Annotated in this window: 21 protein-coding genes and 2 pseudogenes; 17 read left to right on the top strand and 6 right to left on the bottom strand. The window is 67.7% G+C overall.

Features of this window, described 5'->3' with window-relative positions; translation table 11 throughout:
* Positions 1-140: pseudogene (locus C4T42_RS30315) on the bottom strand (IS630 family transposase); the annotation flags it as partial.
* 131 nt (positions 141-271) lie between these two features.
* Positions 272-496 (bottom strand): hypothetical protein, encoded by a 225-nt coding sequence (locus C4T42_RS31725; RefSeq protein WP_128083449.1) that lies wholly within the window; start codon positions 494-496, stop codon positions 272-274.
* Between the two features lie 232 nt (positions 497-728).
* Between C4T42_RS31725 and C4T42_RS30310 the strand changes: the two genes are divergently transcribed.
* The 9 genes from C4T42_RS30310 to C4T42_RS30270 all read left to right on the top strand — a co-directional run bounded on the left by C4T42_RS30310 (position 729) and on the right by C4T42_RS30270 (position 7896).
* Entirely contained in the window at positions 729-1190 is a 462-nt protein-coding gene (locus C4T42_RS30310; protein WP_042675721.1) for a (2Fe-2S)-binding protein, read from the top strand.
* A 14-nt stretch (positions 1191-1204) separates the two neighbouring features.
* The gene (locus C4T42_RS30305; protein ID WP_103986474.1) at positions 1205-3400 is read left to right on the top strand and encodes a molybdopterin cofactor-binding domain-containing protein; all 2196 of its coding nucleotides are present in this window, start codon (positions 1205-1207) and stop codon (positions 3398-3400) included.
* The gene (locus tag C4T42_RS30300; protein WP_103986473.1) at positions 3397-3699 is read left to right on the top strand and encodes a cytochrome C; all 303 of its coding nucleotides are present in this window, start codon (positions 3397-3399) and stop codon (positions 3697-3699) included. The genes C4T42_RS30305 and C4T42_RS30300 overlap by 4 nt, the downstream gene beginning before the upstream one ends.
* Positions 3699-4958: an NAD(P)/FAD-dependent oxidoreductase gene (locus C4T42_RS30295; RefSeq protein WP_181049256.1), complete on the top strand. Its 1260-nt coding sequence runs from the start codon at positions 3699-3701 to the stop codon at positions 4956-4958. The genes C4T42_RS30300 and C4T42_RS30295 overlap by 1 nt, the downstream gene beginning before the upstream one ends.
* A gap of 20 nt (positions 4959-4978) precedes the next feature.
* Entirely contained in the window at positions 4979-5425 is a 447-nt protein-coding gene (soxX, locus tag C4T42_RS30290) for a sulfur oxidation c-type cytochrome SoxX (RefSeq protein ID WP_234083010.1), read from the top strand.
* A gap of 29 nt (positions 5426-5454) precedes the next feature.
* Positions 5455-5907: a SoxY-related AACIE arm protein gene (locus C4T42_RS30285; RefSeq protein ID WP_056531344.1), complete on the top strand. Its 453-nt coding sequence runs from the start codon at positions 5455-5457 to the stop codon at positions 5905-5907.
* A gap of 5 nt (positions 5908-5912) precedes the next feature.
* A complete protein-coding gene (locus C4T42_RS30280; protein WP_020095601.1) occupies positions 5913-6233 on the top strand; it encodes a thiosulfate oxidation carrier complex protein SoxZ in 321 nt (106 codons plus the stop codon).
* Between the two features lie 48 nt (positions 6234-6281).
* Entirely contained in the window at positions 6282-7034 is a 753-nt protein-coding gene (gene soxA, locus C4T42_RS30275) for a sulfur oxidation c-type cytochrome SoxA (protein ID WP_244603324.1), read from the top strand.
* Positions 7035-7209: 175 nt separating this feature from the next.
* Positions 7210-7896, top strand: a complete 687-nt coding sequence (locus tag C4T42_RS30270) for a zinc metallopeptidase (RefSeq protein ID WP_103986471.1) — start codon at positions 7210-7212, stop codon at positions 7894-7896.
* Between the two features lie 257 nt (positions 7897-8153).
* On the opposite strand, the gene C4T42_RS30265 is transcribed toward C4T42_RS30270, so the two are convergent.
* Both C4T42_RS30265 and C4T42_RS30260 read right to left on the bottom strand, forming a co-directional pair.
* A complete protein-coding gene (locus C4T42_RS30265) occupies positions 8154-8642 on the bottom strand; it encodes a DUF302 domain-containing protein (RefSeq protein WP_103986470.1) in 489 nt (162 codons plus the stop codon).
* Between the two features lie 82 nt (positions 8643-8724).
* Complete coding sequence (locus C4T42_RS30260; protein ID WP_103986469.1) at positions 8725-9165, bottom strand: hypothetical protein; 441 nt, start codon at positions 9163-9165, stop codon at positions 8725-8727.
* Positions 9166-9407: 242 nt separating this feature from the next.
* Here C4T42_RS30260 and C4T42_RS30255 point away from each other — a divergent pair, with 242 nt between their 5' ends.
* On the top strand, positions 9408-10352 hold the full coding sequence (locus C4T42_RS30255; RefSeq protein ID WP_103986468.1) for a LysR family transcriptional regulator: 945 nt from the start codon (positions 9408-9410) through the stop codon (positions 10350-10352).
* Positions 10353-10361: 9 nt separating this feature from the next.
* Here C4T42_RS30255 and C4T42_RS32195 read toward each other — a convergent pair whose 3' ends face one another.
* Positions 10362-10523, bottom strand: a complete 162-nt coding sequence (locus C4T42_RS32195) for a hypothetical protein (RefSeq protein WP_020095594.1) — start codon at positions 10521-10523, stop codon at positions 10362-10364.
* 331 nt (positions 10524-10854) lie between these two features.
* Here C4T42_RS32195 and C4T42_RS30250 point away from each other — a divergent pair, with 331 nt between their 5' ends.
* Together C4T42_RS30250 and C4T42_RS30245 are read left to right on the top strand one after the other, a co-directional pair.
* Entirely contained in the window at positions 10855-11961 is a 1107-nt protein-coding gene (locus C4T42_RS30250; protein ID WP_165923146.1) for a ring-opening amidohydrolase, read from the top strand.
* A 467-nt stretch (positions 11962-12428) separates the two neighbouring features.
* Positions 12429-13700, top strand: a complete 1272-nt coding sequence (locus tag C4T42_RS30245; RefSeq protein ID WP_103986466.1) for a site-specific integrase — start codon at positions 12429-12431, stop codon at positions 13698-13700.
* A gap of 196 nt (positions 13701-13896) precedes the next feature.
* Here the strand turns inward: C4T42_RS30245 and C4T42_RS30240 are convergent, their stop codons facing one another.
* Positions 13897-15099, bottom strand: coding sequence for a cysteine desulfurase family protein (locus C4T42_RS30240; protein ID WP_210202160.1), 1203 nt, complete (start codon positions 15097-15099; stop codon positions 13897-13899).
* Positions 15100-15179: 80 nt separating this feature from the next.
* On the opposite strand from C4T42_RS30240, the gene C4T42_RS30235 reads away from it, so the two are divergent.
* From C4T42_RS30235 to C4T42_RS30215, 5 genes and pseudogenes are all read left to right on the top strand, one after another.
* The gene (locus C4T42_RS30235) at positions 15180-16154 is read left to right on the top strand and encodes a DUF4007 family protein (protein WP_103986464.1); all 975 of its coding nucleotides are present in this window, start codon (positions 15180-15182) and stop codon (positions 16152-16154) included.
* Positions 16151-19603 (top strand): ATP-binding protein, encoded by a 3453-nt coding sequence (locus C4T42_RS30230; protein ID WP_103986463.1) that lies wholly within the window; start codon positions 16151-16153, stop codon positions 19601-19603. The genes C4T42_RS30235 and C4T42_RS30230 overlap by 4 nt, the downstream gene beginning before the upstream one ends.
* Positions 19600-20433: a phosphoadenosine phosphosulfate reductase family protein gene (locus C4T42_RS30225; protein WP_103986462.1), complete on the top strand. Its 834-nt coding sequence runs from the start codon at positions 19600-19602 to the stop codon at positions 20431-20433. The genes C4T42_RS30230 and C4T42_RS30225 overlap by 4 nt, the downstream gene beginning before the upstream one ends.
* Positions 20434-20508: 75 nt before the next feature.
* The gene (locus C4T42_RS30220; protein ID WP_103986461.1) at positions 20509-21993 is read left to right on the top strand and encodes a DNA phosphorothioation-associated putative methyltransferase; all 1485 of its coding nucleotides are present in this window, start codon (positions 20509-20511) and stop codon (positions 21991-21993) included.
* A 30-nt stretch (positions 21994-22023) separates the two neighbouring features.
* Positions 22024-22281 (top strand): annotated as a pseudogene (locus tag C4T42_RS30215) (transposase); the annotation flags it as partial.
* Between the last annotated feature and the right edge of the window lie 27 nt (positions 22282-22308).

Raw genomic sequence — 22308 nt, 5'->3', positions numbered from 1 at the left:
CCAGTCGCGGCGAGCGCCGCCATCCAGCGGATCGCGGTTGCTTGGCCGACCCCGAAGCGGGCGGCCGCCTGACGGCGCGAGGTCGCCGCAGCCGCGGTCACCACCCGCTCGCGCAGGCCCAAGCTGTAGGGGCGGCCCATGCATCACTCCGGCTGTCGACCGGCCTGAGTGAATCAGCCTCCCAGCGCCGCGTGAACCCTACCAACCCGACTCAGCCCAAACCGAAAACGCTCTAGCCATCCCTGAAGCTGCCATTCCGCTTACGGCCAGACTACGTCACGCCGAATTGTCGTTTGGCGCAGAACCGGACATTCGGCTTGGCGCCCGTCACGGCCATTCGGCGATCAGCGCCGGTATCCCAGAAGCGGACATCGTCTCGCGGTGGATGATGGTCTTCAGATGTACGCGAAGCATCGTTGAAGGTGTCGAGCAGAGGCGTGTGGCTGGGAGGATGCGCGTCGATCCGCTCGGAGAACAGCGTCAGGCCAGCGGCCACGGCTCGGTGCTCGGTTCCGATCCAGCTGACGGCGGCCGGGATCTGCGGGAAGTCGGTTCGATGGCAGGAGAGGTCACGCTTTTGGCTCCGAGAGCCTTGGCGCCCTCAGGTCGCAGACGTCGACCTGTCCGAGCGCCGGATGGCTGCTGCCGACGGTCGCTCACGCCCTCCCTTGAGGCCTCCCCCGCTTTGGGGATACTGGATACATAATCTCGTTCGGGAGAGGGGTCAGATGGCACGACTGAACGTCAACGGCGTCGTGCGTGAGGTCGATGCCGAGCCTGACACCCCGCTCCTCTGGGTCATCCGCGAGCAGATCGGGTTGACCGGCACCAAGTACGGTTGCGGCATCGCCCAATGCGGTGCCTGCACCGTGCATATCGACGGGGCGGCCGTCCGCTCCTGCTCCGTGCCGCTCTCGGCGATCGAGGCGGGGCAGAAGATCGTCACGATCGAGGGGCTAGCGCCGGATGCCCGCCATCCGGTCCAGCAAGCCTGGGCCGAGCTCGACGTGCCGCAATGCGGCTTCTGCCAGCCCGGGATGATCATGGCCTCGGCGGCGCTGCTGGCGCAGAACGCGCGTCCGAGCGAGGAGCAGATCCGCCAGGAGATCACCAACATCTGCCGCTGCGGCACCTACAACCGTGTGCTCGCCGGCATCAAGATCGCCGCCGAGCGCGGCCAGTCCGGCTGACGGGGGACGAGCAGATGAGCCTCGAATCCAAGGCCTCCCCGAAGGCTGCCCGCCCCAGCCGCCGCACGCTGCTCGCCAGCGCCGGTCTCTTCACCCTCGGCTTCCACATCCCGTTCCCCGCACGGGCTGCAACCCTCGACGCGGCGCCCACCGCGCCGGAGGTCAATGCCTGGGTCGTGGTGAAGCCGGACGAGACCGTGGTCATTCGCATCGCCCGTTCGGAGATGGGCCAGGGCACGCTCACCGGCCTCGCGCAACTCGTCGCCGAGGAGCTCGACTGCGACTGGGCCAGGGTCACCACCGAGTATCCGAGCCCGGGCCAGAACCTCGCCCGCAAGCGCGTCTGGGGTGATTACTCGACTGGCGGCAGCCGCGGCGTGCGCGACTCTCACGAGTACGTGCGAAGAGGCGGCGCCGCCGCCCGCACGATGCTCGTTGCCGCCGCCGCGAAGGGCTGGGGCGTACCCGCCGCCGAGTGCCGTGTCGAGCGGGGCGTGATCACCCACGGCCCCTCCGGCCGCAGCATCACTTACGGCGCCGTCGCCGCGGAGGCGGCCAGGATCGAGCCGCCGAAGGACGTGGTGCTCAAGGATCCGAAGGACTGGACCATCGCCGGCAAGCCGCTGAAGCGGCTCGACACCCTGCCCAAGCTCGACGGCAGCCAGGTCTACGGGATCGATCTCAAGCTGCCCGGCCTGCTCAACGCCGCGATCCGCGACTGTCCGGTGACCGGCGGCAGCGTGAGGAGCTTCGACGCCGCGGCTGTGTCGGGCATGCCCGGTGTCCGAAGAGTGCTCCAGGTCGGCGACAGCGCGGTCGCGGTGGTGGCCGACACGTTCTGGCGCGCCAAGACCGCCCTCGACGCCCTGCCGGTCGCCTGGGACGAGGGACCGAACGCGACGGTTTCCAGCGAGACCATCGCGGCGACCCTGCGCGAGGGACTCGACGCCGAGCAGGCCTTCGTCGGCAACAAGGCCGGCGATGTGGCCGGCGCCCTCAAGGGCGCCGCCAAGGTGGTGGAGGCCGTCTACGGCGTACCGTTCCAGAATCACGCCACGATGGAGCCGATGAATGCCACCGCGCTCTGGACGCCGGAGCGCTGCGAGGTCTGGACGCCGACGCAGAACGGCGAGGCGGCTCTGGCCGCGACCGCCGACGCCGCCGGGCTGCCGGCCACGTCGTGCGAGGTCTACAAGATCCATCTCGGCGGCGGCTTCGGCCGGCGCGGCGCCACGCACGACTGGGTGCGTCAGGCGGTGCTCATCGCTAGGGAGATGCCGGGCACGCCGGTCAAGCTGATCTGGACCCGCGAGGAGGACATGACGCATGGCCGGTACCACCCGGTCACGCAGTGCCGGATGCGCGCCGCCCTCGACGGGGACGGCAACCTGACCGGCCTGCACATGCGCATCTCCGGCCAGTCGATCCTGGCCTCGGTCGCCCCCCAGCGCATGGTCGAGGGCCGCGACCCGGTCACCTTCCAGGGTCTCAACCCCGGAGGTCCGGAGGCCGCGATCGGCTACACGATCCCCAACATCCTGGTCGACCACGCGATGCGCAACCCGCACATCCTGCCGGGCTTCTGGCGGGGCGTGAACCTGAACCCGAACGCCATCTATCTCGAATGCTTCATGGACGAGCTGGCCCACGCCGCCGGCCAGGACCCGCTCGCCTTCCGGCTGAAGCTGATGGACAACCACCCGAAGCACCGGGCCGTGCTGCAGGCGGTGGCCGAGCGGATCGGATGGGCCAGCAAGCCGCCCGAGGGGGTCTACCGCGGCATCTGCCAGACGATGGGGTTCGGGAGCTACGTCGCGGGCGCGGCCGAGGTCTCGGTCTCCGACCGGGGCGAGCTGAAGATCCACCGTATCGTGGCGGCGACCGACCCCGGCCACGCGGTCAACCCGCAGCAGATCGACGCGCAGGTGGCGGGCTCCTTCGTCTACGGTCTCTCGGCCGCGCTGTACGGCGCCTGCACGGTGAAGGACGGGCGCATCGAGCAGACGAACTTCGACAGCTATCCCGTGATGCGGATGGACGCGATGCCGGCGGTCGAGGCCATCCTGATGCCGTCCGGCGGTTTCTGGGGCGGTGTCGGCGAGCCGACGATCGCGGTCGCCGCGCCGGCCGTGCTCAACGCGATCTTCGCTGCGACCGGCAAGCGCGTCCGCCAGCTTCCGCTGAAGGACACGGATCTCCGCCGGGCATGAGGGCGATGACGCCGGCGCTCGCGCTGCTCGCCGCCCTCGCCGCCCTCGCCGGGGGAACGGGCGCGTGCGCCGCCGAGATGCGGCCGCCGCCCGGCGCCTCGTCCTGCACCGGATGCCACGCCGAGGGCTCCGCGATGGGCGTGCTCGCGGGGCGGCCGGAAGCCGAGATCGTCGGCGCCCTCGAGGCCTTCCGGACCGGCGCGCGCCCGGCGACGCTCATGAACCGCATCGCCAAGGGGTTCGGCGCGCAGGAGAGCCAGGCCATCGCCGCCTGGTTCGCGGCGCAGGGATCGCGGTGATGCGCGCTCCTTCTACGACCCGCCGCGCCCTGATCGGCGGAGCCGCGGCCGCCGCGCTGGCGCGCCCGGCCCTCGGTGGCACAGCGCCGCGCGTCGTGGTCGTGGGCGCCGGGTTCGGGGGTGCCACGGCGGCGCGCTGCCTCGCCGCGGGCGGCGTCGACGTGACCCTGGTCGAGGCGGCCGAGCGCTATGTCGCCTGCACGGGCAGCAACGCGGTCGTCGTTGGCCTGCGCGGGATCGAGGCCCAGACCTTCGGCTACGAGGCCCTCGGCCGGGCTCGGCTCCGCTTCGTGCGCGGAACGGCGGATGCGGTCGACCCTGTGGCGCGCCGGGTGACGCTCGGCGACGGCACAGTCTTGCCCTACGACCGCCTGGTGCTCTCGCCGGGCATCGCGCTGCGCTTCGACGCCGTGCCGGGCTACGACGCGAAGGCCGCCGAGGCGATGCCCCATGCCTGGAAGGCCGGGGCGCAGACGGTGCTCCTCGCCCGCCAGCTCGAGGCCATGCCGGAGGGCGGCACGGTGGTCCTCTCGGCACCCGCCAACCCGTATCGCTGCCCGCCCGGCCCCTACGAGCGCGCGAGCCTGATCGCGCATTTCCTGAAGACCCGGAAGCCGAAGGCGAAGCTCGTCCTGCTCGACGCCAAGGACACGTTCTCGAAGCAGAAACTGTTCGAGGCGGCCTGGGCGAAGCTGTACCCGGACGTGCTCGAATACGTGCCGCTCGCCTCGGGCGGTGCGGTCACGGAAGTCGACGCCGCCGCGATGGTCGTTCGCACGGACTTCGCCGAGTACAAGGCCGATGTGGCGTGCATCATCCCGCCCCAACGCGCCGGCCCCATCGCGGCGCAGGCCGGCTGCGCCGACCGCAGCGGCTGGTGCCCGATCGATCCGGTGACCTTCGAATCGCGCCTCGTGCCGGGCATCCATGTCATCGGCGACGCGGCGATCGCAGGGGCGATGCCGAAATCCGCCTTCTCGGCGAACGCGCAGGCCAAAGTCTGCGCGCAGGCGGTGATCGACCTGATGGCCGGACGGGAGCCCGAGAGCCCGAGGCTCATCAACACCTGCTGGAGCCTCGTCGCACCGGGCAACGGCATCTCGATCGCGGGCGTCTTCCGCCCGACCGACGGCCTCCTGGCGGACGTTCCGGGAGCCGGCGGCATCAGCCCCCTCGACGCGCCCGACGCGGTGCGCGCGCAGGAGGCGGCCTACGGCGAGAGCTGGTACCGGACGATCACCCGGGACGTGTTCGGATGAGGGAAGGCCGCGTGGCAGCCATGCTCGTGCTGGCAGTCGCCGCCCCGCCGGCGCAGGCCGGGGAGGGCCTGGTCCCCACCGCGATCGTCGGCGACGCCATCCCCGAGAGCCTGACCGGCGCACCGGGCGATGCCGCGCGCGGCCGGGCCATCGTCGTGGACCGGACCCGCGGGCTCTGCCTTCTCTGCCATACCGGGCCCTTCCCGGAGGAGCGGTTCCAGGGCAACCTCGCCCCGGATCTCGCGGGCGTCGGCGGGCGGCTGGGCTCGGGTCAGCTGCGCCTGCGGCTGGTGGACGGACGGGTCTTGAACCCGGAGACGATCATGCCACCGTACTATAGCCTGACAGGGCTCACCCGCGTGGGGCGGCCGTGGCAGGGGCGGCCGATCCTGAGCGCGGCCGAGATCGAGGATGTCGTCGCCTTCCTGGCGACGCTGCGCGAGGCGGGTCCCGAGGAAGGTCGATGAGCAGGCACAGGAGACGGAGCGCGCGTTCGATGGACCGGCGCGGCGTGCTCGCCGGGGCGGTCGGCACCGCGCTCGCCGTCGCGCTGCGCCCCGCCGCCGCGGCGACGCTCCCGCGCACGGAAACGACGGAATCCGCCATCCGACGCTTCGCGGGTGACAACCCGATCCGACCGGGCCGGGTGACCCTCGACCTGCCGCCGCTCGTGGAGAACGGCAACACGGTGCCGCTCACCGTCGCCGTCGAGAGCGCGATGACGCCCGAGGATCACGTGCGCCGGATCGGGGTGTTCAACGAGAGGAACCCGCAGCCGAACGTCGTGACGGTCCACCTGCGGCCGGGCGCCGGCCGCGCGCAGGTCTCGACACGCATCCGGCTCGCCGACACGCAGCGCATCACCGCCATCGCCGAGATGAGCGACGGGACCTACTGGTCGGCGAGCGCCGATGCCATCGTGACCCTCGCCGCCTGCCTGGAGGGCTGACCCCGATGGCCCGCACGCTGATCAACCTGCCGAAGACCGCCGAGCCCGGCGACACGATCACGATCAGGACCCTGATCTCGCACCCGATGGAGACGGGCTTCCGCCCCGGCGCCGACGGCCGGATCCTGCCGCGCAACATCGTGACGGACTTCGTCTGCCGCTTCGAGGACGAGGAGATCTTCCGGGCCGAGCTGTTTCCCGCTTCGGCGGCCAACCCCTACCTGACCTTCACCTGGGTCGCGACGCGCAGCGGCCGCTTCAGCTTCACGTGGCGCGGCGATGGCGGCTTCGATCAGACCGAATCCGCGGCGATCACCGTGGCCTGAGTCTCCGCCGTGCCGCGCCGCTCGGGCTCCCCGCTGCAGACGGCGCTCGTGGCGCTGCTCCTCACCAGCCCTCTCGCGCGGTCGGAGCCGGTCCCGCCGGCCGAGCGACGCTCGGGCTTCGACCAGATGAGCCCCGAGATCCAGGCGATGCAGCGGGACGACGGGGCCAATCCCGGCATGCTCGCGGTCGCGGACGGGGAGGACCTCTGGGCGAAGGCGCCCATCTCCGGGGGACTCGCCTGCGCCGGCTGCCACGGCGAGGCCTCGTCCACGATGCGGGGCGTCGCGGCACGCTATCCCGCTTGGGACGCGCGGACGGGCAGGCCCATCGACCTCCAGTCTCGCGTCAACGCGTGCCGCCGCGAGCATCAGGGCGCCGAGGCCCTCGCCTACGAGAGCCCCGACCTGCTGGCGCTCACGGCCTTCGTCGCCGCGCAGTCCCGCGGGCTGCCGATCGCTCCGCCGGACGATCCCCGGCTCGAGCCCGCGCGGGCGGCGGGTCGCGCGCTGTTCGAGACGCGCCAGGGCCAGCTCGGCCTGTCCTGCGCCATCTGCCACGACGACCATCGGGGTCACCGCCTCGGCGCAGCGATGATCCCGCAGGGACACCCGACCGGCTACCCGCTCTACCGCCTCGAATGGCAAGGTCTCGGCTCGCTGCAACGGCGCCTGCGCAACTGCCTCACCGGCATGCGCGCCGAGCCCTTCGGGTACGGCGCGCCGGACTATGTTGCGCTCGAACTCTACCTCGCGACGCGCGCCGCGCCGCTGCCGCTGGAGACGCCGGCCGTGCGCCCCTGATCGAGCTCGGACTGGCCACCGCTCGACGCCGCGCGCACCTCGTCGACCGCCGCGGTGACCCGCCGGACGGCCGAAGCGCGAACGCCTCAGCCACCGGTCGATCCACGACTGTGGCTCCAGCGGTCGAGCCAGCGCCGCGCTTCCGCGGATTCGGCCCCGCGCCTACATACCCGGTATGCCGATCCTCCTGGCGCTCGGCGCCGCCCTGCTGTTCGGTCTCGTGTTCGGCCCCCAGTGGTGGGTGCGCCGGGTGATGCGGCAACACGCCACCGAGAGGCCGGACCTGCCCGGGACCGGCGGCGAGCTTGCCCGCCATCTGCTCGACCTGGCACGGCTCGAGCACGTTCCCGTCGAGATCGCGCAGGCCGACCACTACGATCCAGTCGCGAACGTCGTGCGCCTGTCGCCGGAGAACCATGAGGGTCGCTCCATCACGGCGGTCGCGGTGGCGGCACATGAGGTCTCCCACGCGCTCCAGCACGCGGCGGGGGACCGGCTGCTCGCGGCGCGGGTGACCTTCGCGCCAATCGTGCAGGGCTTCGAGCTTGCCGCAGGCTTGGTGATGATGACCGCGCCCATCATGCTCGCCGTCATCAAATCCCCCGCCCTGCTCACCCTGCAGGTCGGGTTCGGCATCGCGCTCCTCAGCGTTCGCCTCGTGTTTCACCTCTTGACGCTGCCCGTCGAGCTCGATGCGAGCTACCGGCGGGCTCTGCCCATCCTGGAAACGGGCCGCTTCCTCGACGCTGACGACATGCGTGGCGCCCGCACCGTACTGCGCGCCGCAGCCCTCACCTACGTGGCCTCGTCCCTCGTGTCGCTCGTGAACATCGCCCGCTTCCGGCGATTCCTCCGGTTCTGAGACGTATCAAACGCGCGTCTGTTCCTGCTCTGCTCGGCCGCGAGCGGGTTGCCTTCGATCAGCCAGCCTCTGTCACCACCGAACGACCGCTCGAACGTCTCGGAGGGGTGGCTCTGAAAGGGTCTGGTCGCGGCCGAAGCTGCCGTGAAGCCGAACAAGCGTCGGAACCGCGCGTGGAACAGAGCTGCCGCGTCACGGCGCGCCCCGCGGAACGGAGACACTCGGCCCCGATCCGCGGCGTTCTCGAGCGCCTCACCTCACGCGACGGCCGCGGCGAGCGTGCTCCGAAGCAGTTCATCGAGTTCGCCAGCGACGCGGTCGACCTGCGGATTCGCGAACTGGCCGAAGGTGCTGACCGGGCGGTCGTACTCGAAGGCGACGCCACCCTCGGAATCCTCACGCAGAAGCACCCGGATCGGCGCGTACAAGGCGGCAGAAACGGCGTGCCGGGTCATCGACGCGGCCGTCAGCGGGTTGCCGATGTCGTACTGGACGGCCTTGCGGCTCAACCCGGCGGTGAGCAGCACGTCGCCATGGTCTCGGGAGCCGAAGATCGAGAGCGGCGCCTGCCGTTCGAGGAGGTCGCGCGCCTCGTCCACTCGTCCAGCCTTCAGGAGCGTGGCGTAATCGAGGTCGATGACGGGCACCGAAGCCTCCAAGGCGGATCGGACCGCCTCGAAAGACTTGGCCGAGGAAAGGGTGACGTGCTCGACCGCGATTTCGGTCGACGCGAAGTGGTCGGACATGATCTGATCTCCTGACTTCATGCAGCGGGCGGCTCGCCGGGCGGGCCTCGACTGCTCGTCCTCGGCCTGTCCGAGTGCTCGCTCAGTTCATGGCCTCAAGCGACCCAAGCTTGACCGTGTTCGTGTTGGCCTCGACCGCAACAGGCGCGTCGGGCAGCCACCGGACGACGCCCGCGGTCGCGAAGCCCCCCTGCTTGAGGACCTGCGCGGCATGCGTCGCGACGTCTCGGCTCCGATAGGCCACGGTGATGGTGGCGGGCGCCTTGAAGGGCTCGACGGAGGCGATGGCCGGCCGAGCCTCCTGCCAGCGCGTGAGGGCCGGTACGAGGAGACCACCCTGCGCACGGACGTCGGCGGCGCTCAGCGCGAGACCCGGCGTATGGTGGGCCGCGCCGATGACGGCGGGGACGGAGAAGGCCCCGTGCGCGGCGGTGTCGAGGGTCACCTCCGACGCGACGGCCGGCAGGAGGGACGCCACGGTCATCGTCAGGGCGGCGGTGAGGGTGATGGTAGGGTGGGTCATCTCTCGATCCTCTCGGTGTGACGGGGTGGCCCGTCTCTCGATGAGGAGGAGATGCTGCCGGGAGGCGCATTCATCAAACAGATGCGGTTGATACCCGGTATCTACGCCGTAAATGATGGGCCGGCTTGGACGGCCGCGATGGCGCGGCCGATGCGGCTCGGAAGTCTGATGGTCCCGCTCGGTCGGATGCCGCATTGTCCGGTCGCCGAGACCCTGGTCGCGAGCCACCGGCGGACCTGACCATGACGATCAAGCACCGTGACCTCGCGGGCATCGACCTGAACTTGGTCGTGGCGCTGGACGCACTCCTCACCGAGAGCAGCGTCACGCGCGCTGCCGCGAAGGTCGGCATCACGCAATCCGCCATGAGCAGCAGCCTTGCCCGCCTGCGCAGGCTCCTCGGCGACGAGCTCCTGACGCGCACGCCGGACGGCATGCGCCCGACACCGCGGTCGCTCGCCCTCATCGAGCCGGTCCGCGCCGCCCTGCGCCAATTCCAGGGCGTCGTCCTCCGGGAGGACGACTTTGTCCCCTCGCAGGTCGAGCGGTCCTTCACGCTCGCCATCCCCGGCAGCGTCGAGGTACGTCTCATCCCGCGCCTGCTCGCGTTCCTCGCATGCGAGGCGCCCGGCATCCGCCTGCACTTGGTCGGCCTCGATTACGGGAGCGTGCTGCGGGACCTCGACGCCGACAGGATCGACATGGCCGTCGGCATGATCTCCGAGGGCCAGGTCCACCACAAGGTCCGGCCGCTCTATCGCTTCGGCTTCCTGAGCCTGTTCAATCCCCGGCTGCTCGGCGTGAGCGGTCCGCTCTCGCTCGACGACTTCGTCCGCTTCCCGCACATCCTGACGTACCTGACCGGCGTCGGCCCGGGGGTGGTGGACGAGGCGCTCGCGAAGGTGGGCCGGACGCGGAGGCTGGCGGCGACGACGCCGCGCTTCGCCACCGTGCCGTTTCACGTGCAGGCCGCGCCCTTGATCGCCACGATGGCCGACGAGCTGGCCACCACCTTCGCGACCCAACTCGGCCTGGCGACGAGCCCCGTCCCGGTGCCGACCGGGGAGATCGTCATCTCCATGCTGTGGCACGCCTCCTATGACCGCGATCCCGCCCATCGCTGGCTGCGGGAGGTCATGGTTCGCCTGGGACGGGAGGCCGGTAGCGCCCGCGAAGACGCGGTGTAGCTCGTAGCCTCACGCCTCTCGGTCCCTGAGCCACCTTTCCGTTTGGGTGCCCCTGGAGGCAGCAAAGGCATCGACGACCCGGACAGGGTTGTCCTCGGCGATCCGATCTTCGAGATAAGGCGGGAACAGCGTCGTCTGATCGCGCTCGGCGCCGACAACGAACCGTTCCATGCCGCCCCTCGGGCGTGCCGGACAAAGCTACCACCATCGAGGTTTCGACACAGCCAGGGTCGCTACCGGAACGGCGGCATGGAGTGGTCTAGAGACGATCTGCTTCTACCACAGATTGGGCCATCCTGCTGGTTCGGCGTCGGGAGCCGATCAACGCGTTGCTTCTCCCGCGCGGTAGAAGGCTCGGGGATTTTCCGAATATGGTCCGGTCTGTGCTTGCCCCTGATGGCCACCCGATCGTGCCGGTTTCTGTCGTCGCTGGACGCGGACAGACGACGGGATCGCCCCAATGGAAGGGCGGCGCCCCTTCTTGTTCCACCCCGGTTCCCCCATGCCCGAATGCCTCGTCTTCCGCGTGCCCGCGCAGCATCCCGCCGACGTCTCCGAGGTGATGGGCCTCGTCGGCTCCGGGGCGGTGGACGCGACCGAGATCGTCGCGATCTTCGGCAAGACCGAGGGCAACGGCTGCGTGAATGACTTCACCCGGCAGCTCGCGGTGATGGCCCTGGAGACGGCGCTCGCCACCGCCCTCGGCTGTACGGCGGCGGAGGTCGGAGCGCGGATCGCCCTCGTCATGTCCGGCGGCACCGAAGGCGGGCTGTCGCCGCACTTCCTCGTCCTCGCCCGGCGTGAAGGCCCCGCGGTGCCGGAGGGCAAGGCGCTCGCCATCGGCACGGCCTTCACCCAGGAGTTCCGCGCGGAGGAGATCGGCCGGATGGCGCAGGTCGAGGCGACTGCGGCGGCGGTCGGCCGGGCCATGGCAGAGGCGGGGCTCACTGATCCCGCGGACGTGCATTTCGTGCAGGTGAAGTGTCCGCTCCTGACGAGCGCTCGGATCGCCGAGGCGGCCGCCCGGGGCCACGGCGTCGCCACACACGACACCTACGCCTCGATGGGCTTATCCCGCGGCGCCTCGGCGCTCGGCATCGCGCTCGCCCTCGGAGAGGTCGACCGCGAACATCTCGCGGATTCCGCCATCGGCACCCGACGCGATCTCTTCTCCGGCCGCGCCAGTTGCTCGGCGGGGATCGAGCTGATGCGCAACGAGATCATCGTGCTCGGCAACGCCCAGGGCTGGACCGGCCCGTTCGCCATCGCCCACCGGGTCATGGACGACGGCATCGACCTGTCCGCGATTCGGCGGGTGCTCACCGACCTCGGCTTCCTGGAGGCGGGGCAGTTGCCGCCTCCTGAGGCGGAGCGCGTGATCGCCCTGCTCGCCAAAGCGGAGCCCTCCCATGACGGCCTGATCCGGGGACGGCGCCACATCATGAACGACGACAGCGACATCAACGCCACCCGGCACGCCCGCGCCCTGGTCGGCGGCGTGGCCGCCGCGGCGATCGGCCGGACGGACCTCTTCGTCTCCGGCGGCGCTGAGCATCAGGGGCCGGATGGCGGCGGCCCGGTAGCGGTCATCGCCCGCGTGAGGGACTGAAGCCGGGAGCGGGGAAGCAGAAGTGCGTCCGCATTGCCGAGAGTCAGGGACAAAGCCGTTCGACCGGTGCCCTGCACCGGCCCTCTGCAACCGCCCGTTGGTGAAAATCAGGCTGCGAGAGTGGGCGCAAGGCCGCAACAGCGAAATCGGCCTGCGCATCCAAGGGCGATGAGGAACAACCCATGCCGCGGGTACACGGCAGGAGCCATTTCGCCGCGAATTTTTCCCAATACAAGCTAAGCAGGCCGCCAGATGCAGCCAAGCGCTTGATTTTGTTGGCGCGCCCTACGGGAATCGAACCCGTGTTTTCGCCGTGAAAGGGCTGTAACAATGCATTCTGCGGCTGGCAGCGAACGTGGGCGAATTCCTAATCCGCTCTGTAAGCAGCATCTTTCGTCCTTGCGGGTTCGCCATCGTCCGCCTACGCCTTTTCCGTACAATTTCCGTACGGAAGCAAGGAGGGCGCCGTGGCTCGCACGGTACGCAACGCCAAGCTCGACACGCGTTCAGGGCGTGCCAAACTCGCGGCTCGGCGCGAGCCCTACTGGACCGTCATCTCGGCCGGTTGTGCCGTCGGTTACCGGCGCGGTGCCAACGGCGGCACGTGGGTCGCGCGGATGCGTGATGGCGCCAAGCAGCACTACGACGCGCTCGGTGCCGCAGACGACAACCGCGATGCTGACGGCCTGACCGTGTTCTCGTTTGCTCAGGCTCAGGAGCGGGCTCGTGTCTACTTCGGTCGGAAAGCGCGCGAGCTCGCTGGCCTCGATGAGGAGGCGGTTGAAATTCCCTGGACGGTTGCGACGGCGTTGACCGACTACCTTGCCGCGCGAGAGCAACGCGGGTCGAAGGGGGTGCGGGCAGACCGCTACGCAGCTGAGGCACGCATCCTGCCGGCACTCGGCGCAATCGAATTGACGGCGCTGACGACGAAGCGCATCCGCGACTGGCACCATGGCCTCGCTGAGGCGGCAAAGCTGCGCCGAACCGCGTCCGGAGCAGAAACACGACGTTTGGCCGCGGTCGATGCGACGGATGCGGATGCTGTGCGGGCGCGGCGCGCGACGGCCAACCGAGTGCTGACAATCCTGAAGGCCGCGCTCAACCATGCGTTTCAGGAGGGAAAGACCAACTCGGACGAAGCTTGGCGCCGAGTGAAGCCCTATCGCGAGGCTGACGCCGCCAAGATCCGCTATCTGACCCCCGCCGAATGCCGACGCCTGCTCGACGCCTGCGAAGGGCCCTTCCGAGATCTCGTGCGCGGCGCGCTGGCCACTGGGTGCCGCTACGGCGAGCTCGGACGGATCCGGGCGTCCGACTTCGACGCGCAGGCGCGCACAGTGACGATCGCCAAGTCGAAGCAAGCCAAGCCGCGTCACATCGCGCTGAGCGACGAAGGGGCGACCTTCTTCGCCGCGCTCACCGCCGAGAGGTCGAGAACCGCGCTGGTCTTCTCCCGGACGGATGGTAGAGCCTGGGGAGCCTCACATCAACAGCGGCCCCTGATCGAAGCCTCGGCGCGGGCGGGACTTGAGCCGCCGTGCACCTTTCACATCCTGCGGCACACCTACGCGAGCGCGCTGGCCATGAAAGGCGTGCCAATGCGCGTCATCGCCGATCAGCTCGGGCACGCCGACACGCGCGTCACCGAGAAGCACTACGCCCATCTCACGCCGTCCTACGTGGCCGAGGCAGTACGGCATGCGCTGCCGGCGCTCGGCTTGGTACCCATTTCGTAATGGGATGAACAGTTTAGATGCTGGTTGAGAGGCAGGCATCGCGGGCCTTTGGAGGAGTCAGACGCTCACCTCGGAAACCCGATTTGGACGCCCGCCATCCGCGCCGAGCTTGCATGCGAGTGCCTGCCGCGTTTCGCGCACTACTCATGAAATCGGGCGGCGAAGTCAGTGCGGCCGGATCCGACAAACGGAAGCGTCAGACTTCAACGCACGCCGCCGCGGCCTGGACGATGTTGGCCGCTGCGGCGTCGACGTCGGACGCCGTCGTGGACCTCCCGAGGCCGATGCGCACCACCTCCCTGGCCTCCCGAACGGAGAGGCCGATTGCAGTCAGCACATGGGAGGGCTCCGGTGTGCCGGACGTGCAGGCAGATCCGCTCGACAGCGCGACGCGGGGTTGGAGGTTGGCGATCAGCCGCTCGGCCTCCACACCGGCGAAGCGGATACTTAGATTGCCGGGATGGCGTCGGATCGGATCTCCCACCAACGTCGCGGACAGCGCACCGTCTGCAATCCGGTCGAAGAGGCGCGTCCGTAGGGCAGATAGGCGAACGCGGTCGGAGCTTCGGCGGTTCATCAGCAGCGAGCACGCGGCGCCAAAGCCCACGCATGATGGAGTAGGCACGGTTCCCGGGCGGAGGCCATTCTCCTGCCCGCCTCCGAAGAGGAGTGGGGCAGGCCTTATCGTCAGGTCCCGTGCGACGTAAAGCGCCCCAATACCCATCGGACCGTAGGCCTTGTGCGACGAAAGGCTCATTAGATCCACGCCCAACGATTGGACGTCGAGATCCTCAACGGCGAGCGCCTGAGCGGCGTCGGTGTGGAGGATCGCACCGGCCTCCCGACAGGCGGAAGCAATCTCTTCTATGGGTTGTCGGGTGCCGATCTCGTTGTTGATTAGCATAATCGAGACGAACCCCACGCCCTTCTCGAGCGCGTGGCGCAGCCCCGGGATGTCAACGATACCATCCTCATTGACGGGCAGAATCTCGACTACGGCCCCGAAGAGATCCTTGGCTGCAAAGGCAGGCTCTAGAACTGCCTTGTGTTCGATCGCGCTCACGAGGATGCGCCTCCGTCCGCGGGGAAGGGCGCGACAAATGCCGAGGATCGCGATGTTGTTTGCCTCGGTTGCGCCCGACGCGAAAACCACCTCATCCGGATCCGCACCCACTGCGGCGGCGACTTCGCCGCGGGCCTTTTCGACAGCCTCCCCTGCAGCCCACCCGAACGCGTGCTCAAAGGAGTGTGGATTGCCAAAGGATCTGGTCAGATATTCATGCATCACGTCCGCGACAGCCGGATCGAGGGGCGTCGACGCGTTATGATCGAGATAGATCGCGTCGGGAGGCAAGGAGGGCATTGATCGCCTCGAAAAATCCGTCTTGAGGGCCGCCACCTGGGCCGTTCGTCCAGTTGACCCTTTTACCCCCTCCTCATAACCTCCACTGGACGTGTCATCCAGTAGCGGCGAAGTCCATGAGAAGCTTGTTCGAGGAGACGGGCGCACGTCTGCAATTCGCAGGACACGAGACATTTCCGCTGCGCTATGGATGGCTGAAGAAGGCCTTCGACGCGGTCGAGCGCAGCAAGCCGGGCGAGACGAAACAGATTTTCAATAACGAGCGGGCGATCTCCGATTTCGGTGTGGGCAAGAACATGGTTCTATCCATCCGACATTGGGCACTCGCCTCTGGAATGCTATCCTGGGACGACGAGGGGCTCGGCGAAATACGTCCTACCCAGATTGGTCGACTAATCCTCGAGCAGGATCCATATCTCGAGCACCCCGGCTCCCTCTGGCTTATTCACTGGAATCTGGCGTCAACCCCGGGCAGAGCGGCAACCTGGTACTACGCCTTCAATGAGTTCAACGAGCCGTTCTTCAGCCGCGACCTCCTGCGCCAAAGGCTGATGCGCCGCTGCGACGAGCTGCGCGAAGCCAAGCGCCTCAACGAGACGCGCATCACGGAGATGACCCTCAAGCGGGATGTCGACTGCTTTATCCGGACCTACGCCGTGCGAACAGCCGGTGGTAGCCGTGTGGCCTTCGAGGATGGAGGGCTTGAATCCCCCCTTACCGAGCTGTCGCTGGTCCAGATACATGACGCGAGCGGGTCGTTCCAACTTCGTCGGGGACCGAAGACGACCCTGCCCGACCAGGTCTTCGCCTATGCGCTCGTCGCTTTCTGGCGCGAGTTCTACCCGACCCGCCGCGAGCTCTCGTTGGAGGCGATTGCGCACGAGCCTGGGTCCCCTGGACGTGTCTTCCTCCTCGACGAGGACGCAACCTCAGAGCGGCTCGCCCGCCTAGATGAGATCACCGCGGGGAAGTTGCGCTGGGACGAATCGACTGGGCTGCGGCAAGTCTACGCCCACGATCTGCGCGGCTTGGATGAGAAGCGGCTGATCGCAACGCTGTACTTGAGTATGGACCTGGGAGCGGCGGCATGAGCGAGAAGATGCTGTCCGACGCCGTTCGGATCTCCCGCCGGTTCCGCCGGTCAGTCCGCGTCGATGCCGACAAGGACGTTTCGGCCCTGGATGGCTTCGTATGCCCACAATCGGCCGGTGCTGCCCTTTTGGGAATGGCCAAGCAGTTCGCCGAAGCCGGGCAGGGCGCCTTTACGTGGACAGGGCCATACGGCTGCGGGAAGTCGAGCCTCGCGCTCGCTTTGGCCGCCCTGCTCGGCGAAGGCAATGATCTTCGCGCCGAGGCGCGGCGAGGCCTCGGGAAGGCCCTGTCCACGAAATTAGAGGGCTTCCTGCGCGACGATGCCCGGCGTTGGGAGGTCCTGCCTGTCGTCGGCCGACGGACCGATCCGAAGGCATTGATCTGCTCGGCGCTTACCTCGGCCATGGCGAGCATGCGTGCTCCAACGAAGGCGACCAGCGCAGATCCTCAAGGTGTCCTGGACGGCCTCGTCGCAGCTGCAAAAAAATCCGGGACGCGGGTCCTCCTTTTAATCGACGAAATGGGCAAGCTTCTTGAGCATGCTGCGTCGACCCAGGGAGACGTCTACTTCTTCCAGTTGCTCGCCGAGGCGTCGAGCCGGAGCGACGGGCATCTGCTTGTAGTCGGCATCCTCCACCAGGCCTTCGACGACTACGCCCACCGCCTCTCGCGCGAGGCGCGCGACGAGTGGTTGAAGATCCAGGGACGCTACGTCGACATCCCGATCAATGTCGCCGGAGAAGAGCAAATCGAGCTCGTGGCCCGGGCGCTCGAGACCCAGAATCGCCCCCCCTCAAACCGAGGCGTCGCCGAGCTCGTAGCCGCCGTGATCGCGCGCAACCGGGCCCTCACCGGGGCGGACCTCGGCGAAACTTTGGATCGGTGCTGGCCCCTCCACCCTGCGACCGCGTGCCTCCTTGGCCCGATCTCGCGGCGTCGGTTCGGCCAAAATCAAAGGAGCATCTTCGGCTTCATTAACTCGGCCGAGCCGTTCGGCTTCCGCGAGTTCATTGAAGGGACACCTCTGTCCTCTGGCCAGTCGTACGATCTCGTCCAGCTCTGGGCCTACCTGCGCGCCAACTTGGAGCCCTCCATTCTGTCCTCGCCCGACGGACACCGGTGGTCGCTCGCCGTCGAGGCCGTCTCACGCTGCGAGACGCGCGGCGGTGACCGGGCTCACATGGAGGTCCTTAAGACAATCGCGCTCGTCGACCTGTTCAAAGAGCGGACCGGCCTTGTCGCCAGCAAGGAGATGCTTCGTATCTGCCTACCCCACCTCAAGCTGGATGAGACGGACCGTGTCCTGCGCGACCTCGCCGAGTGGTCGGTCATTATCTACAAGCGCCACCTCGATGGGTACGCGATCTTCGCCGGCAGCGACTTCGATATCGAGAGGGCCGTCCGCGAGGTTAGCGGCAAGGTTATCGGTGTTAATCTCGGGCGTATCCGCGAGCTCGCTGCGCTCCAGCCGATCTTGGCAAAGCGCCATTACCACCAGACCGGTGCCCTGCGGTGGTTCGACTTGGACATCTGCGCCGCCGAGGATGCTGTGGAGCGAGCGCGGAACTACACCCTGATTGGGGGCGCGGCCGGCTTGTTCCTCCTGATCATCGCGACTCGCAATGAGGAGCCGCGCGTCCTCAAGAAGGTTGTGCAGCAGGCGTTGGCCGCAAAAGGTGATCACCCCGTCGTAATTGGCTGGACGCGCAATAGCTGGGCAATCCGAGAGCATGCGGCGGAGCTCATCGCTCTCGAGACGATCCGTTCGGAACGTCCGGAGTTGCGTGGCGACGAGGTCGCACGCCGCGAGGTTCTGGCTCGCATCTCGCTGGTTTCCGCGGAGATCCAGGAGCATGTGCGTGAGGCCCTCGTCTCGGCGGAGTGGGAGTGGAGCGACAACGAGATTGAATTCGGGGGGCGGGCCTTGCCCCGCGGTCCGGCGCGCTTGAGCGTGCTGGCCTCGGCGATTGCGGACAAACGGTACGAGTTCAGCCCAATCATCCCGAACGAGCTCCTCAACCGTACCAAACCCTCGAGCAATGCTGTCGCTGCCCAGCGCGCGCTCCTCAACGCAATGGTGTCGAGTCCCACGATGGATCGGCTCGGGATTGAGGGGTGGCCGGCTGAAGGGGGGCTTTATGCGTCGCTCCTGGAGCGCACAGGCCTCCACGTACCCGGAGGCGCCGATCGCAAAGCGCGCTTCGTGGACCCGTCGGTCACCAGCGCAGCGCGCTTGTCCGGGCTTTGGCGGGTGGCAGACGGCTTCTTCCAGGAAGCTGGCCCGAAGGGGGCCTCCCTGGAGGGGCTCTACGAGCGTTGGCGTCAGGCCCCGTACGGCGTGCGCGAAGGACTGCTTCCCATCCTGGCAACAGCCTTCTGCCTGTCCCGTGCGGACCGGCTCTCACTATACCTCGACGGCATCTTCACGTCTCGTCTCGGGTCGATGTACGTCGACCGTCTACTTCAGGATCCGAACACCGTGCGGGTGCGCTGGTCCGAGTTCTCACCTCTACATCGTGCGGTTCTCTCTGGACTGTCCGAGGTCGTGGCGCGGCTGGCGCCGCGCGGAGCGGAAGTGGACGCTAACGAGCCGATTTCGGTGGCGCGCGGGCTCGTTGCCGTTGTCGACGGTCTCCATCCGTGGACACTTAAGACGGGCCAGCTCCCGCCCAACGCGGAGCGCGTGCGCAAGCTCGTGAAGGACGCCAACGACCCGAACCGCCTGATCCTCGACGATCTGCCGACCGCGTTCGGCGGCGGCGCTGACGCAAAGGCCACCCAAATCGTCGAGGCCGTCGCGAAGGGCATGCGGGAGTTGGTCGATGCCTATCCACTGCTGCTCAATGATATTGAGAATCGACTCCTAACTGAATTGCGCGTGTCCCCTGAAGGAACGGGCGCATTAGAGGAGCTCAGGAGGCGGGCGCTTACCGTCCGCGGTCTTACCGGCGACTTCAGGCTCGACGCCTTCGCAGTGCGGCTCTCGACGTTCGAGGGCGAGCGCGAAGACCTTGAGGCAATCGCCAGTTTGGCCGCCAACAAGCCCACCCGGGATTGGGTGGATCGCGACTTCGATCGGGCTCGGGCCGAGATTGCCGTGCTCGCGCAGCAGTTCCTTCGCGCGGAGGCCGTGGCGCACGTTAAGGGCCGCGAAGGGCGGGTCTCCATGGCCATCGTCATCGGCGGTCCGACGCGCGCAGAGCCGGTCGTGCCTGCCTTCGACGTCTCCCCGAAGGAAATCGAGGCAGCCCGCGACCTTGCGCGTGAGCTAATGGGCCTGATCTCGAGTGCGGGGGTCCATCGCGACATCGCTCTCGCCGCTATCGCAGAGGCTGCAGCGAGGCTGAGCACGTCGGAGCCGACAGGGATGTCCGTCGGCGTCCTCCCGCATGCCCCCGTCATGGCGGCCGGCAAGAAGCCCAATGGAAACGGGAAGCACGTTCGATGACCGAGGTCCGCCACGTCCTAGGTCTGTCCGGCGGGCGCGACAGTGCCGCCCTGGCGGTGTTCATGCGCCAGAACCACCCTGAGCTGACGCTCGAGTACTTCTTCACCGATACTGGGAAGGAGCTGCCCGAGGTCTACGAGTTCCTCGGCCGCCTCGAGGGATTCCTTGGTCAGCCGATCGAGCGCCTCAACCCGGACCGCGACTTCGATTTTTGGCTCCGGCAGTACAAGCACTTCCTGCCGTCGCCTCGGACGCGCTGGTGCACACGTCAGCTCAAGATCAAGCCGTTCGAGGACTGGCTATGGCCAGATCTCGATGCCGGGACGCGGGTCGTATCCTACGTCGCGATCCGCTCCGACGAGGACTACCGCGAGGGTTACAGCTCTACACATAAGAACCTTTCGGTTCGTCTGCCCTTTCGGGAGCACGGTATCGATAAGGCCGGAGTCGTCGACATCCTGGAGGCGTCTGGGGTTGGCTTGCCCGACTACTATCGTTGGCGCTCCCGCTCCGGCTGCACGTTCTGCTTCTTCCAGCAGAAGATCGAGTGGGTCCGGTTGCTCGAGGAGCACCCTGAGGCCTACGAGGAGGCCAAGCGCTACGAGAAGAACGCGGTGGAGCACGGGTCGCCGTTCACCTGGAGTCAGGGTGAATCCCTCGAGGAGTTGGGACGCCCCGAACGCATCGCTCAGATCCGCGCGGACCACGAGCGCCGGCTGGCGCGCCTCGAGCAGCGCAGACCTATTAACCCTCTCCGTCCGGGGAGCGGCCCGATGAGTCTCGACGAGGTCTACGGCTCTGCTAAGGCCTGCCTAGCCTGCCATAAGTAGGCTGGGCAGCCATGCACGCCTTTGGGTCTCAGGCACCAGCTCCTGTATCCTCTCCGTCCTGTGGGAGCCGCCGAGATGGCGATGTTACGACACGAAGAGGTCAAGTCGTGCTCCGGCAGGTCCAAATCACCCCGCAAGGTTGGCAAGCGCGTTGGTGGCGCCGCTTACGTCCACATATCTGCCCTAGGGGAGCTTGCGGACGAGGAGCGCGCGCAGATCGAAGCCGCGCGGGAACGCATCGGCGAGCATTGGAATGTGGCCAAGATAACCACCAAAGGCGTGTCGCTCCTCGCCTACGAGGATTTCGAAACGGCTGCCTTTCCACGACTTCGGCATGCATGGCGCCTTAAAACCGACGGCGTAGACCACGACGATTACACGCAGCGCGACAACCCGCCTATCCTCCATCGGAAAGAGCTGCTCCTCGGCGCCAACGACCCACGGGTTGAGCTGTTCGCAGATCTTACCCGACAAATCGTCGAGCGCGGCCTACTCGCTGATCCACACCGAATTGGTACCGCACGCGCCTGGGAGAAGCGCCTGGAGCAGGCAGGTGTCGTGGTAATCGGCCATCGCTTGGCCGATCGCGCCGCGCCGATCGCACGTCACCGCACGGCCATCGCCCGGAACCGGCTATCCGCCCCGATGCAGCAGCTCGTCCTTCACGGCTTCATCGCCGACAAAGTCTCGGTCTTCGACTACGGATGCGGTCAGGGCGACGATATACGCGTCCTACGAGAAAGCGGAATCGAGGCCTCCGGATGGGATCCCTACTTCGCGCCAGCCGCGCCACGCGCAGAGGCCGAGGTCGTGAATCTAGGTTTCGTCCTGAACGTGATCGAGGCCCCTGGCGAGCGGATAGAGGTCCTCCGCCGAGCCTTCTCCCTCGCGCGCCGCGTCCTCGCCGTCTCCACTATGGTGACTGGCCAGCGTCCCGCGGACGGGTTGCGGTCCCATGGGGATGGACACCTCACCTCGCGCGGCACCTTCCAGAAGTACTTCGCCCAATCAGAACTTCGTGAGTTGATCGCGGAGGCGCTCGGTCGTGATCCAGTTGCGGTCGCGCCCGGAGTGATGTTCGCATTCCGGCAGGCCGAGGACGAGCAGGAGTTTTTGGAGCGCCGTCAATCTCGGGAACGCCAGTGGCCCTCGGGCGTGGGACTAGGCCCTTCGCTCCGGATCGCACAGGACAATGTCCAGCGGAGCCGGTTCACCCCTTTGGTCGACGACGTGGCTGCCACCTGGCTCGAGCTAGGACGCCCCCCGTTGCGCGATGAGATATCCCCTTTGACGTCCGCGGCCTTGAGGGATGCCGGATTGTCGCTCGAGCGGGCAACACGACTCGCTGCCGACCGGGTCGGCCATGACAGACTGATTGCATCAGCAATCTCTCGTCGCGAAGATCTGACCCTCTTTCTCGCAATGTGCAAGTTTAGGCGCCGCTCAGACGCTAGCCTGTCAGAGCGGCTTCGGCGAGACGTAAGGCACTTCTTCTCCTCGTTGGCGAAGGCCGAAGAGGCAGGCACCGTGACCTTGCCCCCTGATCTGCCCTCATTCTGAAGCTAGAGGCCGTCGATCAGGAGACGGACGATGAAGAAGAGCCGGTTCAGCGAAGAGCAGATCATCGGCATCCTGAAGGAGCAGCAGGCTGGGCTGCCGGTCACTGAGATCTGCCGCCGCCACGGCATCAGCGATGCGACGTTCTACACGTGGCGTTCGCGCTACGGCGGCATGGAGATCTCGGACGCGCGCCGCTTGAAGGCGCTCGACGAGGAGAACCGCAAGCTCAAGAAGCTGCTAGCCGAGGCGATGCTCGACGTGGCGACGCTGCGTGAGGCGCTGGGAAAAAACTTCTGACGCCCAGCGCACGGAGAA

It is taken from the genome of Methylobacterium sp. 190mf, from assembly GCF_900107945.1.
GTDB lineage: Bacteria > Pseudomonadota > Alphaproteobacteria > Rhizobiales > Beijerinckiaceae > Methylobacterium.
Note: the sequence above shows the minus strand (reverse complement) of the source record. Positions and strands in the feature narration are given on the sequence as shown.